This window comes from Colwellia polaris (assembly GCF_002104515.1).
GTDB classification, from domain to species: Bacteria; Pseudomonadota; Gammaproteobacteria; order Enterobacterales; family Alteromonadaceae; genus Cognaticolwellia; species Cognaticolwellia polaris.
This window is the reverse complement of sequence record NZ_NBOE01000002.1, coordinates 84,202-100,427: the sequence shown is the minus strand read 5'-3', so window position 1 is coordinate 100,427 and position 16,226 is coordinate 84,202. Positions and strand designations below refer to the sequence as shown.

Below are 16,226 nucleotides of genomic sequence, written 5' to 3'. Positions count from 1 at the left end.
TTGAGGCTATATTATAAGAATTCATCGCCACCACCACCGCCGCCAAGCATAATTTCACCTGAATCAGATAATCGACGAGCAACCGCCAAGATTTCTTTTTGCGCAGCTTCTACTTCACTTATGCGCACGGGCCCCATGGCCTCAAGATCGTCAGCCAACATTTCAGCAGCACGTTTAGACATGTTCGACATTATTTTTTCTCTTAAGGCTTCGTCTGCACCTTTAATCGCTTTCATTAATGCGTCTTGCTGGACTTCTCTTAATATAGCTTGAATGCCTCTGTCGTCAACATCTGCAAGGTTTTCAAAGACAAACATTAAGTCTTGAATTTGCTGACTCATTTCTTCGTCATGCTCACGAATTGAGTCCATTAAGATACCTTCAACGTTAGTATCTAGGTAGTTCATAATGTCGGCTGCTGCTTTTAAGCCGCCCATTTTCGCTGCTTGTGCACCCGCTTGACCAGCAAATTGTTTCTCCATGATCTCGTTTAACTCTTGTAATGCCGCCGGCTGAACTTCTTCTAAATTGGCGATACGCATCATAAGATCTAGGCGCACTTTATCTGCAAATTGGGTCATTATTTCTGCAGATTGTTCAGGGTCTAAATAAGATAAAACAATGGTTTGTATTTGAGGATGTTCATTGCGAATAATGTTGGCAACTTGTTTCGAGTCCATCCATTTTAAAGAGTCTAAGCCCTTAGCACCACCGCCCATAACGATTTGGTCGATAAGGTTACCGGCTTTATCTTCACCTAATGCGGCAGTTAACGCTTTTCGAACAAACTCTTCACTTTGGAAACCAATAGTAGAGAAGTTTTGAATTTCGTTAATAAATAATTTATGTACAGCAGTGATTTTTTGTTGAGAAAAATCTTCCATGCCGGCCATGATCATACCCACTTTTTGCACTTGCTTAGGCTCTAAGTGTTTTAGTATTTGTGCAGCATCTTCTTCTGACAGGCTCAATAATAAAATTGCGGCTTTTTCGCCACCATCAAGTTTATTGACGTCAAATCCAGACGGCTGCTGTGTTGCTAATTCTTGATTTTCATCACTCATCTTCGTTCAACCAACTTTTAACTACTTGCGATGATAGTTCTGGCTCATTTGCCACTAATGCCCTTACGGCTTTTAATACGTCTTCATCGCGATGTAAATCAGGTAATTGTAAACTACCGTCAGGGGCGAAGCCAACTGCGCCGGCATCAAACTCGGCGGTAAGCATATCCATGGTTTCATCACCTAAATCGATATGACTATCAAGTGATTTATCACCGTAATCATTCGGAGTTTGCTCTGGGTGAATCAAACGTTTTAACATAGGGCGTACAACGGCAAAAAACAGTATTGAAATTAATATAACCGCGCCAAGTAATTTAGCATATTTATATATCGTTGGATCTTTCCATAACGGTACGGTTTCAACAACAACAACGTCAGGGCGAGAAAATGGTAACGTTACCACGTCTAATGTGTCACCACGTTGTAAATTAAAGCCAATGCTACCTTGCAGTACTCGACGTATATTTGCTATTTCTTGTACAGAGCGTGGTGTTGGCATCGCTTCACCTTCTGCATTAACACCCGGTATATAATCTAAAGCAACAGAAACACTAATACGATGGATAATGCCCGTTTGCTGCTTAGTGTAACTTATGGCTTCGTCTAACTCATAATTGCGAGTTGACTCAGAATGTTTACGGCCCGGCATACTCGTTTGTTGACCTGTCCCTGTAGCATTTTCTGGAATATTACTATCGAGTGGAGGCTGATTTGATAACGCACCAGGAATGCCACCAAGCATGCCGCCAATTGTACTATCTTCTACTTTCATTTCACTGCGAAGTGCTGGTAAGTCTGAATTGTAACGACGTTGCGTTTCTTCGGTATTCGTAAAGTCCATCGCAACATCAACTTGTGCGGTGTAGTTACCAAGGCCTACCACAGGAATTAAAATTGAATCAATTTTTTCCATGTATTCTGATTCACGCTTTTGCTCAATTTCAAATTCTTTTCGAGAACGGGATGAAACAGAGTCTTGTGAACCAGAATTTAATAATCTACCGTTTTGATCAGTAACAGTTACGCGATTTGGATCAAGATTTTGAACAGCTGAAGCGACAATATCAACTACGGCATCTACTTCTTCTTCAGATAATAGGCGACCACGGCGTAAAGTTAGCACAACAGTCGCTGAAGGATTTTTTTCGCGTTTTGCAAAAACGTTTTCTCGCGGAATAGCTAATAAAACGCGAGCACGTGAAATAGATTTTAATTCTTCAATGGTACGCGCAAGTTGCTGCTCTCTTGAGTGCTTTAAACGTTCTGTTTCAAGGCGCTGACTAACCCCGAACCCCATATCTTGCATGAGAATTTCACTGCCTTGCGATGGCGCATCAGTTAAGCCTTCACGCGCAAGCATAAGTTTAACATTTTGATATTCTTCGCTTTCAACCGATATGGTGTTGTTTTCTTGACGGTATTCCACTTTATTACTGTCAAGAAAGTCCATGGTTTTAATTAATTGCTCGGTTGGCAACTTAGTTAAAAAGCGATATTCAGGCTGATTAGCCAACATGATGACAAAAATGGCAATGGCGAAACAAATAGCCAGTGCAATAACAATAGTAATTTGACGAAGAAAGTCAACATTCCCCATAGCAGCAGCTAAGCCTGACTTTTGCTCTCCAACAGAGTCATTTCCGCTGTCATTAGCTACTAAGTCATTGCTACCATCGGCTAACATTAAATTTGTATTGTCTGTTGTATCGGCCACTGAGTTATCTCCGCTTAAATATCTTTTTATTTTTAGCTATTGGAGCTAAACCGGCATGCTCATAATTTCTTTATAAGCTTCGACAAACTTATTTCTTACTTGAACGGTAGCATCGAAAGCAATACCTGCTTTTGATGCGGCAATCATAGTATCGGCCAAGGTAACACTGCGATCACCCATTTCAAACGCTGTACGCTTGGCACCAACATCTTGTTGTAGTTCATTTACATTATTTATTGCGTCTTTTAACAAGCTACCAAAGTCGCCACCTGCCTTACTAACCGGCGGTGTGCCCATACCATTTTCTTCACCAATAGGAAGGCGATTTCCCATTGCTTCCATCGACATGCTTTGCATCTGGGCGTATAAAGAATTAGTTTTGATATCCATGGCTATCTCGCTTGCGTCAATTTCTTGTTACTTACTATTAACTATGATTAAAGCAAGCATAGTGCCAAGCTATATAATTCAAAGAAACGAGAGTTAACCTAAGCGTTACAAGTGCCTAAAAAATAGAATAAAGAACTTAAAAATCAATGAGAAACGTTAAAAATTAAAAACAAAAAAACGACGATGAACTCGTCGTTTTTAAAATTTTAACTGCAAATTTATCAACAAGATGTCGATAACTACACAAAATTAAGCTGGGATCTGAATACCACTATCACGCATACGCGCAATTTTATAACGTAACGTACGTGGGCTAATACCTAAGCGTTCGGCAACATCTTTGCGACTGCCTCTACAAGCATGCAAAGTATCTAAAATTATTTGATGTTCTTGCAATTTTAGCTCGCTGCCCAGTTTGTCGGCTTTCTCTACACTTGCTTCTTCACTTTGTACTTGCGGTGTTTCAAAGTTATCAATCAGTAAATCATTAACATCGATACAACGGTCGCTTTGCAAAATAAGTGCACGTTGAATAACATTGTCTAGCTCTCGCACATTTCCAGGCCAAGTATAAGCCAATAATTTACTACGTGCTGCTGGGGTAAACTCTGGGATTACATTGCCATCTTTTTGACAAATACGTGAAATTAAATGCGTCGCTAGCGGTAAAATATCATCTCGACGTTCATTCAACGGTAACCAGGTTAATGGGAATACATTAAGTCGGTAATATAAATCTTCTCTAAATACGCCCTCTTTTACCGCATCTTTTAAGTCACGGTTACTCGTAGCGATTACCCTAACATCTAAATTAATGGTTTTACGACCGCCAATACGTTCAACTTCACGCTCTTGTAATACTCGAAGAATTTTTGCTTGTAGGCCTAAATCCATTTCGGTGATTTCATCAAGTAAAATGGTACCACCTTGAGCTTGTTCAAACTTACCAGGACTTGCCTGAATAGCGCCAGTAAATGCACCTTTTTCATAACCAAATAGCGTTGCTTCAAGCATATTCTCTGGAATTGCCGCACAATTTATCGCGACAAAAGGCGCTTGGTTGCGCGCAGAAGATTTATGAATATATTGTGCTAACACTTCTTTACCTGAGCCACTAGGACCAAGCACCATAACAGAGGCTTCTGTATTGGCTACTTTTTTCGCTAACCTAAGTAATTCAACGCTTTGAGTATCAGCCACAACCGGATCGAATCCGTCATTTACTTGCAATGGTACATATTGACTTACCATATTAAGTAAAACTTCTGGTGCAAAAGGTTTAGCCATATAGTTACAAGCGCCATCTTGCATTGCTTGTACGGCATCGTCAATGGTGCCATAAGCGGTCATGATTAATACCGGCAATTTAGGATAACTATTACGGATACTTTTTAATAATGATAGCCCTGACATGCCGCCCATTTGAACATCGCTAACAACGAGATCAACGGCATGCGACTTCAGTTTTATTAGGGCGTCTTCACCAGAGTCAACAGCTACACATTGGTAACCTGCTAGTAGCAAAGTATCCACCAGTGCTTCTCTAAGTCCAGCATCGTCTTCAACTACCATAATTTTACTTGTGGTCATTACTAAGCTCCTTAGACATAAATGTTGTTTGGTTATTTTCCGAGGTTTTTGAAGGTTTACTATCCCCTACTAGCAAAGGTATTTTGATACAAAAATGTGCCCCTTCGCCAGGTTTACTGATCAAGCTAACTTCGCCTTGATGAGCATTAGTAACCGATTTAACGACTGCTAAACCAAGACCAGTGCCTTGACTTCTTGAGGTATAAAAAGGTTCGAATATTTTATCGGATAGCTCTTCACTAATACCGGGGCCGTTGTCTTTAACGCTAATATAAGCAAATTCATTATGACAATAAGTACTAATATCAATAACAGCAGTTTCTTTGATAACCGATAAACTGTTGTGAATTAAGTTTTGTATTGCACCTGACAACGCACTAACATTGCCTAAAATTTCGCAGCTAGACTTGCATAAATTTACATTAACTTTGGCGCCAGCTTGATTAATTTGCGGTTCAATAGCTTGTTTGGCTTGTTCAATAAGTTCATTAATATTAACCGGTTCTACTACTGCTTTGCTGCCGCTTTTTGCAAACAACAACATGTCGTTAACTTGCTGCTCTAAATCGTGTAATCGCAACATAAGTTTTTCTTGAAAATTGCTTTTTGCATCGTCGTTAAGTTTTTTGTTACTCAAATTTGCGCCGTATAACATTGCTGCCGATAAAGGTGTGCGAATTTGATGCGCTAATTTAGACACCATTCGGCCTAAAGAGGAAAGACGTTGCAGTTGACCTAGCTTATCTTGTAATAATCGCGTTTCGGTTAAATCGGTGATCATGATCAGCTGCCCAGGTTGGTCTCCTAAAGCGGTGATCTCTAACTTAACTCGACGACCGTCGTTTAAAGAAACTTCATGCCAATCATCGGCTCTAGGTTTAAAAGAGCGTTTGATCACGTCAAACCATGCTTGACCTAGAATAGGTTCGTCGAGCAAGCGTTGGGCGGTATCGTTCATTTTTACAACAATACCGTTACCATCGAGCATTATCATCCCGGTTGGCATAACATCAATAACATGCTGTAGTTGCTTGTTCTGCTGACGTAAAAACGCCAATTCACCAGGGTAACTTTCATTTTCTAATCGAGTTGATTGCTCGCGTTTAACATTCACATTCTCAAAAGAAGTAAATACACGGTTCAGCACAGTATTGGCTGATGAAGTGTTGGTCGATGTCGAAAAGGCTAGTGCCATAATATTTTACCCAAGTAAAGAAGTACACTCGAATAAAGCATGAATTATGCCAACCAATTAAGTTGTTATTTTTCAACAACTAAGAAGAATCATACCAATAAAAACTGCTGTCAATAAAATGGCTGAAAGCGAGAAAGCCTGAGCAATACGTTTCTAAAACAAGGTTAACAAGTTTAAAAAAAGGCAGATAAACATGATGAAATTACAGCCAGTATACAGTGTTAATCGGGGGGGTTATTGCAATATAAGGAATAAAAAACGCCATTGAATGATTAAAAAACAATGGCGTTTACTAACTTGAACATGATTACTGCTAATAATTTGTTACTTATAATTACTGTTTATAATTACTCAAAGTCGACAGACAAAGATTCTATCAAATTCGTAACATTACACACATGGCATAACTCGATTATCGAATATTAATAATTAGCTCGATTTTTGAAGGTTATATTTACGCATTTTTTCAACTAGCGTAGTACGGCGCATATCTAAGAGTTCGGCAGAACGAGCAACAACCCAATCATTTTTATCTAATGCTTGTACGATTAATGATACTTCTAAATCTGCTAAATAGTCTTTTAAATTTAGGCCATCAGTTGGCAGCACATCAACAGTATTTCCATTGCTTAGCCCAACTTCTTCAACATTAGTTTCATCATTCTCATCATCTTCGTCGTCATCATAGTCAAAACCTGCAAATAATTCATTAATTGCTTCGCGCTCTTGTAACTCTTCTGGATACTCAGGTTGATAATCTTCAACATCTAAATGGCGATACTTAAGCGGTAACTCGCCAACGTTAACCACTTGTTCGCCGTACATAATAATCATACGCTCAATTAAGTTAGACAGTTCACGAACATTACCTGCCCAAGGGTGTTCTTGCAGCGATTCAATAGCTTTGTCAGTAAAGCGAACCGAATGTCCTTGTTCGTCTGAAAACCTTGAGATAAGTTCTTTTAGCAATAAAGGAATATCTTCTTTGCGCTCTCTTAGCGCCGGTGTTTCAATGGGAAAAACATTTAACCTGTAGTATAAGTCTTCACGAAAATCGTTCGTTTTAATCATGTCTTCAAGGTGTTGATGCGTCGCGGCAACAATACGCACATTGGCTTTTATACTTTTAGCACCGCCAACGCGCTCAAAGGTTCTTTCTTGTAATACACGTAATAATTTTACTTGCATTGGTTGTGGCATATCACCAATTTCATCAAGAAATAACGTGCCGCCTTCAGCCATTTCAAAGCGCCCTTTTCGCGTAGAAATAGCCCCCGTAAAGGCGCCTTTTTCGTGTCCGAACAACTCACTTTCTAATAATTCAGCAGGTATTGCGCCACAGTTTACCGGTACAAACGGCCCTTTGCTTCGATCTGATAAATTATGAATATTTCGTGCAACAACTTCTTTACCGGTGCCTGACTCTCCTAAAATAAGCACATTAGCCGCGGTACTCGCTACTTGTTCAATTAAAAATCGCACTTGTTGCATAGGTTCACTAGTACCCACTAACGAACGAAATAGTGAGCTAGGACCATTTACACCACGTTTAGATGGTAAGTTATTATGGTATTGGTGACTATGGTGTATAAGCTCTGTTAATTGGGCATAATTCAGTGGCGTAGTGAGTTCGCCAATAACATTGACGTAACCATTGAGCTGCTTTTTATCGAAAATATCATGATAAATAAACGGAAATGTTGGGTGTGATTTAATAATTTCTTGTAGCTTTTCAGTAATATCACCACATAAAATAACAGTTAGTACATTAGTTAAGTCTGCTAAGTGTTGATCAACTTCATCTTCTGAAAAAATATAAAAGTGCTCACCAACAAAAGCTAAAACAGTTTCTATTTGATGGCGTCTGGCAGCGTCGTTATCGACAACTAGAATATGTTTTTGCCCTTGCATGTTATGCCCTTAGCTAATGTTAGGTCGTGACTATTATTCTTTAAAGCTAGATTAAAAAATATCTTTAAAAAGAGTCCTGATAAGTAACGCTTAATAAATAACTACAACGCGCCCTGACAAGTATTGATTTATATCATATTTCTTTATTATTAACTTGCTGGTGCTATTAATCAACAATAAATTGACACTGTTGTGTCATTTTATTGTCAGTTCAAGAAATATTACCACTTGCCGATATAAACGGATATAGGCGATAAATACCAATAGTGCGTTAAACTTTTTAAGTGAGGATAAAACAAATCATGTTTTTAATAACGTCAAAAAAATAACAACTTAATCAAGTAAGTCTAAATAGTATGAATATTGATTTAAGATTCAACATGAGATAAAGAGTAAATGTATATATTTCAACAAACTACTTATAGTTATTGAACTAAAATTAAAACTGGCATGAAATACGCTTATCAAAAATACTATGTTTAAATTAACCTTTAAACGCATACTTATAGTAAAAGCTAAATAAAATAGGATTACGCTATGTTAATTATTAACGGTACAGCCGAGTTGATGAAAGCAACTGATCACTTAAACAAAGGCGACAGATATGAATTCAATATGTTCTCATTAAATATGCCATTAGAAGATCAGTTAACACAAATAGAAGATTACCTGGTTACACGTGGCTGGGACAATATTGAAGTGACTAATAACGGCATAATTGACGATCCAAATGTGATTGAGCACCAAGTGTTACAAAGTGCATACGCAAAAGCTAAAAATGAAGGCTTTGCCGTTACTATTAACAATCAAGCATTAGTATAATTTATCGTCTGTAATTTCAAATTTAGTGTATTTTAGTATAATAACGTTATTGTATTAATACTGGAGATATCTATGACTCATGCGTCATTAAAAAAATATCAACAAGTAAATAAAAGTAGTGCTCAAGAAGCTTCGCCTTATCAGCTAGTTGCGCTGTTATTTCAAAAATTGCTTGATAACATTGCTACTGCCAAAGGTGCTATTGCCCAAAAAGATTACGCAAAAAAAGGTGCTGAACTATCAAACGCTATTGCTATTATTGGCGTACTAGAGTCTTCGCTTGATTTTAAACAAGGTGGCGAAATATCTAATAACTTAGCCTCTATCTATCTTTATTGCTCAGAGCAATTACTGGCAGCTAGTATAGATAACGACATTGATAAACTTAATGAAATAGCACAAATATTAATTCCAATTAAGTCAGGTTGGGATAATATTCCACTTGATAATCAAGACAAGGTAAGCTTTTAGTGGCGTTATCCGCAGTTGAAATTATAGACGAAGTTATTGAAGTATCTGAACTGCTGTTAACGCTTTTAGATACCTCAGGTATTGAAGATGAAAGTGCCAAATTAGCATTAAATAACACAGCGGATGAAACATCACCTGAAACAGCAAACTTGTTGAGTTTAATCGCTCAAAGAGAAAAAAGTATATATCAGTTATTTGAAAGTTTTACTGCTGAAGAGTTGCAATTACATGCGCTAAAACTTCAAACATTAGCCAACCTCGACAACCAACTTGTTAACAAAGTAAATAGTACTCAACGTTCAGCAAAATCAGAAATTTTACAGCTAAAGAAAAACAGAAAAGCTATCAATTTATACCAAAAACTATAGCACTTATTACTTACCCAATTTTAATCCCCCCCGATTGTCTGCACAAGAAGTTAAAACCAAATAAAGCTTAAAACTATTCATATAGTAAAAGCCATTCGGCTAAAATAAAAAAATCGTTTTAACTTAAGCGTTAAAACGATTTTTTATTAAGTCGCCATTATTATAGGGTGACTCAGTGGCTTTAATTTTTTACTTAGTTAGACTCTCTAACTACACTTGGTAAGTTATCAAGCTGCTGCTGCAAGTAACTGCTAGTCGCATTTAAATTCGCAACCAATAAATCCATCGCGTTATACTGCGAATAAAGCCGAGCTTCTAAAGCATCTATTCTTCTGGTAAAAGCTTCTCTTTCATCATCTAGTTTTGAAAGTTGACTGTTTTTACTGTCTATTCGCCCTTGAATAATACCGTCAGATTCTGTGTAAAATTCAGTGAGTGTTTTAAGCGAGGCGGCAAAACCTGGAACTTCATCTGTACCTACAAAAAAGTTTTGCACTGCATCAACATTTAATGCTATTTGTTCGTCTAAATCATCAGTATCTAGTTCAAATTTACCATAGCGATCTGAGCGCACTCCTAACTGGTTTAAGGTTAAGCTTTCACCACCTACACTTGAAAAAGAGCTACTTAATTCTTGACGTAGTTTACTCATAACACCACGTAAAAGCGAGTCACCAGCTAGTGGGCCTGCCGCACTTTCGCCAGACTGACCGAGCTGTTTGCTCAGGTCAACCAGCGCATTATAACTATTGACGAACTCTTCTAAACCTAGCTTTATATTACTATTATTTTCACTCGTGGTAGCAATGCTTGGCGCATCATCCACGTCATGTACCTGCGTAGCAGTAATGGTTATTCCATCAATAGCATCGACAAATTCATTAGTACTACTACTAACAACTAACGTACCATCAATAGTTATTTGGGCATCTTCTGCTTCACGTATCTCAGATAAGTTTAACGCACCCGTGTCGTAAGCTAAACGCGACAGGCCAACTTTGTCTGTATTATTAGGACCAAATAGATCGCCCGGCTGGGCTACTTCAGCAACAGATACCCTTATTTCATTCGCAAGGCCTGTTTCTTTACTTGTTAAAACAAGATGTTGACCATTATCGTCAGTAATAATTGTGGCTGAAATAGATGTATTTTCAATACTGTCGTTTATCGAGTTACGAATGTCATTAAGCGTGGCAGTATCCGATACACTAATATCAAAGCTCTCGCTACCTGACGTAAAAGTCATAACCCCTTCGCCGACAGCTTCACTACTTACAAATGCATCTGAAACTAATTTATGAGAGGTGGCGATTTTATCTACATTAATTGAATAGCTACCAACTTCAGCATTTTTATTACTACTGAGTGAAATAAAATTATCAGAGCCACTGGTAACTCGTTGTTGATATTTATCTGCGCTGGCTAAATTTTCAATAGAGTCAGCAACAGCTTCTAGGGCGCCTTTTAAAGAGCCAACAGCAGAAATATCAGTTGTTATTGCTGCTTGTCTAGTAACTAGTCGATTTTCAAATGGCGCACGTTCAGCGCCAACAATCGCATCAACAATCTCAGTTACCTGAAGACCTGAACCTATACCTGTAAATGCTATATCTACCATAATTTCACCAAATATGTTGCTGTAAGCGCTAGTTAACAGTATACCTAATAAATAACCACTTTTAATCTACGTTTAAATTTATGTTTTAGTTTATATTTTAATAGAGACTAAATTTCTGTATCAATTAAACTACCTGAAGCATTCGATAGTTTTGAGATAATAGACAAAACTTCTTCTGACGGATACTGCTTAATTAAATCGCCAGTGTCCTTGTCTAGTACTTTAATAACATCTCGACCTGAATCTTCATCGACAATAAACTCTAAACTTCTGTTCATTTCACCCATAAAATCTTGCAATTGCTGCGCCACTTTATTTAATTGTTCAGATGTCATTTTCTCCGCTTTATTCGTTTCACTGGTACTCACGGATTTTTGTTCTTCTGCAATGGAAGTGCCTATAGTTGTGGCATTTTTTTGCAAGTTATCAACACTTTTATTTTCTGAAGTTGTACGTTCAGTATTGCCATTAACTAATTCAACTGTTGATGAATTATTGGCATTAATACTACTATCGGTGGTGTTAGCTAAAATCATATTTGACTCCCTTATCACCTTAAAGCATTAATTTAATTACGATTATCAATACTGTTTAAGGTGCAAACTTCATTAACTATAAAAACACAAAAAGGAAGAGGTATTATGCCCCTTCCTTAGTTTATGCTACTAACATAGTACTTATGTTAGTGTCACTTAGAGGCTTAACCTAACAAGCTTAATGCGGCTTGTGGTAACTGGTTAGCTTGTGACAATATTGACGTACCTGCTTGTTGCAATATTTGGTTTTTAGTCAAGTTAGCTGTTTCTACTGCAAAGTCAGTATCTTGTATACGACTACGTGACGCTGAAACATTTTCTTGGATGTTAGCAAGGTTACTAATCGTGTAGCCAAATCTGTTCTGAAGCGCACCCAAGTCTGAACGTTGCTCATCAATTTGCTTTAAAGCTGCATCGATTGAAGCAAGTGCAGTTTGTGCCCCAGTACCATCTGAGCCACTAATGTTAATTGAATTTACAGATGTACCACCAGTCGCAGTGTCTGCGCCGCCTAGAGTGCCTGTGCTACCAGCAGTAAGAAAAATACCGGCATCGCCTGCAACACTACTACTTGCAGTAACAGCTGTTACTTCATTTGTTGAGGTAAAAGTAATTGAACCTGAACCATCAGAAATAGCACGAACACCTAAACCACCTACATTCTCATTTACTGCATCAATTAAGTCATCTGTACCTTGACCAACACCAATGTCGAAAGATACCGAGCTAGTACCCGATGCAGTTGCAACTTCAAAGGTTAGTGTTTCAGCAGCAGCACCTACAACAGTATTATCAAAACTCGCTAGAGTAAGACTTTGACCAGATACAGTACCTAAATCAGTCGCTTTAATACTTGATAAACTCAAATCGATTGTTTCATTAGCGTTAGCACCAACTTGGAAACTTTTAGCGGTAAAAGTACCATCTAATAATTTTTGGTCACCAAAGCTAGTAGTATCCGCAATTCGTGTTAATTCTGTGTTTAATGAGGTCACTTCTTTTTGCAATGCATCACGATCGGCTGCTGAGTTTGAACCGTTAGCCGCTTGTAGTGCTAAATCACGCATACGTTGTAAAATGTCTGTAGATGCTTGCATTGCACCTTCAGCAGTTTGCGCCATTGAAATACCGTCGTTAGCATTACGTTGAGCAACACCTAAACCATTAATTTGTGATGTTAAACGGTTCGAAATTTGTAGACCAGCCGCATCATCTTTAGCACTGTTAATGCGCATACCTGATGATAAACGTTCCATTGAAGTAGCTAAGTTATTACTTGAGTTAGACAAGTTACGTTGTGCATTCAATGATGAAGTGTTAGTAATTACTGATAAAGCCATGATAGAACTCCTAAGTACAAAATAATATATTGTTAATTTTAAACTTCGGAGCGTTAATTTTATTGATTAGGCCCCGTGCTAATTACTTTAACGGCAGACCATAATATTACTTTAATCTTTTTATGAAAAAATCTAAAAAAGGTCAAAATAAAACAAAAAAAACATTTTACATCAATAACTTAAGCTAGCCTCAAACTAACCTTAAATTATACTGATTTAAGCGAAATTAGGTGGCAAGGTAAATTAAAATGGTTAAAAACAATATGTATAGATATAAAGAACTGTCATTTCGTTTTATTAGACAAAGCCCTCAATTGGCATTAGTACTTTCTATTAGTACTTTCCATTAGACTATCAAATTAGTATTTTAGTTCTTCGTAGAAAGTTTAATTAGTTTAAAATTTTTAAATAAAGTTAATGCCATCAAGACTGATTTAATTTCGTGTCATGGAAAAAACACTTCATTTTTACATTTAAAAACAAAAAAGCCATTACTTAAAAGTAATGGCTTAGTAGTGAGCTAAATATATTAACCACCAAGTAGACTAATTGCTGCTTGAGGTATTTGGTTAGCCTGCGCTAAAATTGATGTGCCTGCTTGTTGTAGTATTTGGTTTTTGGTTAAATTAGCGGTTTCTACCGCAAAGTCAGTATCTTGAATGCGGCTACGCGATGCTGAAACATTTTCTTGAATGTTAGCAAGGTTACTAATGGTATAACCAAATCGGTTTTGAAGTGCACCCAAGTCAGCTCGTTGTTCATCAATTTGTTTTAATGCAGCATCAATTGACTCAAGTGCAGATTGGGCGCCAGCGCCAGTTGCACCACTAACATTAATGGCATTTACAGCTGTACCACCTGTTGCTGTGTCCGCACCACCTAATGTACCTGCACCAGGAGTAGTATTAAAAATGCCAGCATCGCCTGCAACACTACTACTTGCAGTAACTGCAGTTACTTCATTAGTTGATGAAAAAGTAATTGAGCCTGAACCATCTGTGATAGCACGAATACCTAAAGCGCCTACGTTATCGTTTACTGCATCAATTAAATCGTCAGTACCTTGCCCTACAGCAATATCAAAAGTAACAGTATTGGTACCAGACGCTGTTGTAACAGCAAAAGATAAAGTCTCAGTTGTAGCACCAACAACAGTATTATCAAAACCAGTAATAGCTAAACTTTGCCCAGATACAGCTCCTAAGTCAGATGCTTTAATACTTGATAAGGTCATATCAATTATTTCATTAGCATTAGCACCAACCTGGAAACTTTTTGTACCGAAGGTCCCATCAAGCAAGGTTTGATCACCAAACTTAGTTGTATCGGCAATCCTAGTTAGTTCTGTTTGCAATGCTGAAACTTCTTTTTGCAGTGATTCACGGTCGACTGCTGAGTTTGACCCATTCGCCGCTTGCAATGCTAAATCACGCATACGTTGCAATATTTCTGTTGAGGCTTGCATAGCACCTTCAGCAGTTTGTGCCATTGAAATACCGTCGTTCGCGTTACGTTGAGCAACACCTAAACCGTTAATTTGCGAGGTTAAGCGATTTGATATTTGCAAACCTGCCGCATCATCTTTAGCACTATTAATACGCATACCTGATGATAAACGTTCCATTGAAACTGCTAAACCATTACCAGACTTAGTTAAGTTACGTTGAGCATTCAATGATGACGTGTTAGTTACTACTGATAAGGCCATGATAGACTCCTAGAAATTTAATTTATCTTTTACATTGTTTTGCGTTAGTTGATTTATTCAAACTTCCAACACTGTTTATTTCAGCCCATACCTTTAATTGCGAATTTATTACTAAAACAACTAATGCAATGTATTTGGACTTCATTGGCCTTAACAGCCAGTTTTGCGATTAAGGATTACCCCTTATAACGCCAATTTTAAGTTTTACTGATTAGATAAAAGCAACATCTGTACCAAAATTAACCAACTCGATATATATCCTCAATATAAACAGAAAAAACACAAATTTTTATCGAATATAATTAAATAAATTTAACCCCTGTACCTGAGTAAAGGTTTGCTGTGCGGCTTGTAGCGCGACTTGCGACTGTTCAAATACAGATATTGCCTTGGCAAAATCTAAATCTTCAATAGACGAACGACCTGACGACAAATAGAGTTCAGTATCTAAATGATTACTTTTTTGACGATCTATAACTTGTAAATTAATACCTGACTCTGCTCGACGCGACGTTAAGTAGTTCATTGAGTCGCTTAATTGCTCAATAATTTGATTAAAATCAACCTGTACTTGTGGGTCATCGCCAGCGCTTGCTTTATTAGCAATCCAATCTATAGCTGATTTAATATTGTCAAAAACACTTATATCTTGCTCAGGTTTTAATGTGAATTTATCACCCGGCAATGGATTGCCGTTTAGCTTTACTTCTATACCGTTAAAGGCAATGGTTTGCCCTGGTGTGTAGCCGGTAATAGAAGTAACGTTAGAGGCGCCATCGGTAATAGTGAGCTCAGTTGCCGAAATAAACTCAAAAGTAAAGTTGGCTGGGTTAGCAGTGCTATCATAAACACTTGCATCGGCGACTACCGCGCGTTCAACACCTATACCTGAGTTATTCGTATTGTATGTCGCTGAAAAGTCACCAATAGCATTAGGCACTTTTTGAAAAACATGCTCACCACTTTGATTACTCGCCATTGAGACATTTTTTGCTATTTGTAATTCTCTAACACCATTGTCACCACGATAATCAACCGAGTTATCTGTTTGTAAAACAAAAGGGGCATCGTCAATTTGATAACCCGCAAAAACGTAACCACCGGTTTCATCTTTAGTGTTCGCAATGTCAAGAATTTGTTGCAAACTTTGACTCGCCTGTTGGTCGATTGATGCAAGATCATCGGCTGAATACACGCCATTGTTGGCTTGTATCATTAAATCTTTTAGTTCATTCATAATACCTTCAGCATTTGCTAACGAGGTATCGATTAAACTATTGTGATTTTCAACTTGAGTTATGTTTCGTTGGTACTTTTCAATATTGGCTAAATCATTTTTATATCCCGCTAACGTGCTATATGCCATGGCGTCGTCTTTCGCAGTTTCAACTCGCTTGCCAGACGAAAGGTTGCTCATTTGGTCATTAACGCTACTTTGTTGATTAGACATTCGCATGCCGCTTTGATTATAAAACTGTGCTGTAGAAACACGCATA

14 protein-coding genes are annotated in these 16,226 nt (G+C 37.7%); 3 read left to right on the top strand and 11 right to left on the bottom strand.

Features of this window, described 5'->3' with window-relative positions:
* Window positions 1-11: 11 nt before the first annotated feature.
* The 6 genes from fliG to B6A32_RS04885 all read right to left on the bottom strand — a co-directional run bounded on the left by fliG (window position 12) and on the right by B6A32_RS04885 (window position 7,867).
* Window positions 12-1,064 carry a flagellar motor switch protein FliG gene (fliG, locus tag B6A32_RS04910; protein WP_085301634.1) on the bottom strand — a complete coding sequence of 351 codons (1,053 nt, stop codon included), beginning with the start codon at window positions 1,062-1,064 and terminating at the stop codon, window positions 12-14.
* A complete protein-coding gene (fliF, locus tag B6A32_RS04905; protein ID WP_085301633.1) occupies window positions 1,057-2,781 on the bottom strand; it encodes a flagellar basal-body MS-ring/collar protein FliF in 1,725 nt (574 codons plus the stop codon). The genes fliG and fliF overlap by 8 nt, the downstream gene beginning before the upstream one ends.
* Window positions 2,782-2,826: 45 nt before the next feature.
* Entirely contained in the window at window positions 2,827-3,171 is a 345-nt protein-coding gene (gene fliE / locus B6A32_RS04900) for a flagellar hook-basal body complex protein FliE (protein WP_085301632.1), read from the bottom strand.
* A 249-nt stretch (window positions 3,172-3,420) separates the two neighbouring features.
* Complete coding sequence (locus B6A32_RS04895) at window positions 3,421-4,761, bottom strand: sigma-54-dependent transcriptional regulator (RefSeq protein ID WP_085301631.1); 1,341 nt, start codon at window positions 4,759-4,761, stop codon at window positions 3,421-3,423.
* Window positions 4,748-5,956 carry a sensor histidine kinase gene (locus B6A32_RS04890; protein WP_085301630.1) on the bottom strand — a complete coding sequence of 403 codons (1,209 nt, stop codon included), beginning with the start codon at window positions 5,954-5,956 and terminating at the stop codon, window positions 4,748-4,750. Before B6A32_RS04890 ends, B6A32_RS04895 begins: the two co-directional genes overlap by 14 nt.
* A 429-nt stretch (window positions 5,957-6,385) precedes the next feature.
* Window positions 6,386-7,867 (bottom strand): sigma-54 interaction domain-containing protein, encoded by a 1,482-nt coding sequence (locus tag B6A32_RS04885; protein WP_085301629.1) that lies wholly within the window; start codon window positions 7,865-7,867, stop codon window positions 6,386-6,388.
* 537 nt (window positions 7,868-8,404) lie between these two features.
* Between B6A32_RS04885 and B6A32_RS04880 the strand changes: the two genes are divergently transcribed.
* From B6A32_RS04880 to B6A32_RS04870, 3 genes are all read left to right on the top strand, one after another.
* Entirely contained in the window at window positions 8,405-8,689 is a 285-nt protein-coding gene (locus tag B6A32_RS04880) for a hypothetical protein (RefSeq protein ID WP_085301628.1), read from the top strand.
* A 72-nt stretch (window positions 8,690-8,761) separates the two neighbouring features.
* Window positions 8,762-9,160, top strand: a complete 399-nt coding sequence (gene fliS, locus B6A32_RS04875) for a flagellar export chaperone FliS (RefSeq protein WP_085301627.1) — start codon at window positions 8,762-8,764, stop codon at window positions 9,158-9,160.
* Window positions 9,160-9,528, top strand: a complete 369-nt coding sequence (locus B6A32_RS04870; RefSeq protein ID WP_085301626.1) for a hypothetical protein — start codon at window positions 9,160-9,162, stop codon at window positions 9,526-9,528. The genes fliS and B6A32_RS04870 overlap by 1 nt, the downstream gene beginning before the upstream one ends.
* A 193-nt stretch (window positions 9,529-9,721) precedes the next feature.
* On the opposite strand, the gene fliD is transcribed toward B6A32_RS04870, so the two are convergent.
* The 5 genes from fliD to flgL form a co-directional block, all read right to left on the bottom strand.
* Window positions 9,722-11,146, bottom strand: a complete 1,425-nt coding sequence (fliD, locus tag B6A32_RS04865; RefSeq protein WP_085301625.1) for a flagellar filament capping protein FliD — start codon at window positions 11,144-11,146, stop codon at window positions 9,722-9,724.
* Between the two features lie 107 nt (window positions 11,147-11,253).
* On the bottom strand, window positions 11,254-11,682 hold the full coding sequence (locus B6A32_RS04860; protein WP_085301624.1) for a flagellar protein FlaG: 429 nt from the start codon (window positions 11,680-11,682) through the stop codon (window positions 11,254-11,256).
* Window positions 11,683-11,846: 164 nt separating this feature from the next.
* Complete coding sequence (locus B6A32_RS04855) at window positions 11,847-13,022, bottom strand: flagellin (protein ID WP_085301623.1); 1,176 nt, start codon at window positions 13,020-13,022, stop codon at window positions 11,847-11,849.
* Window positions 13,023-13,551: 529 nt separating this feature from the next.
* Entirely contained in the window at window positions 13,552-14,730 is a 1,179-nt protein-coding gene (locus B6A32_RS04850; RefSeq protein WP_085301622.1) for a flagellin, read from the bottom strand.
* A gap of 289 nt (window positions 14,731-15,019) precedes the next feature.
* Complete coding sequence (gene flgL / locus B6A32_RS04845; RefSeq protein WP_085301621.1) at window positions 15,020-16,225, bottom strand: flagellar hook-associated protein FlgL; 1,206 nt, start codon at window positions 16,223-16,225, stop codon at window positions 15,020-15,022.
* Window position 16,226: the final 1 nt, after the last annotated feature.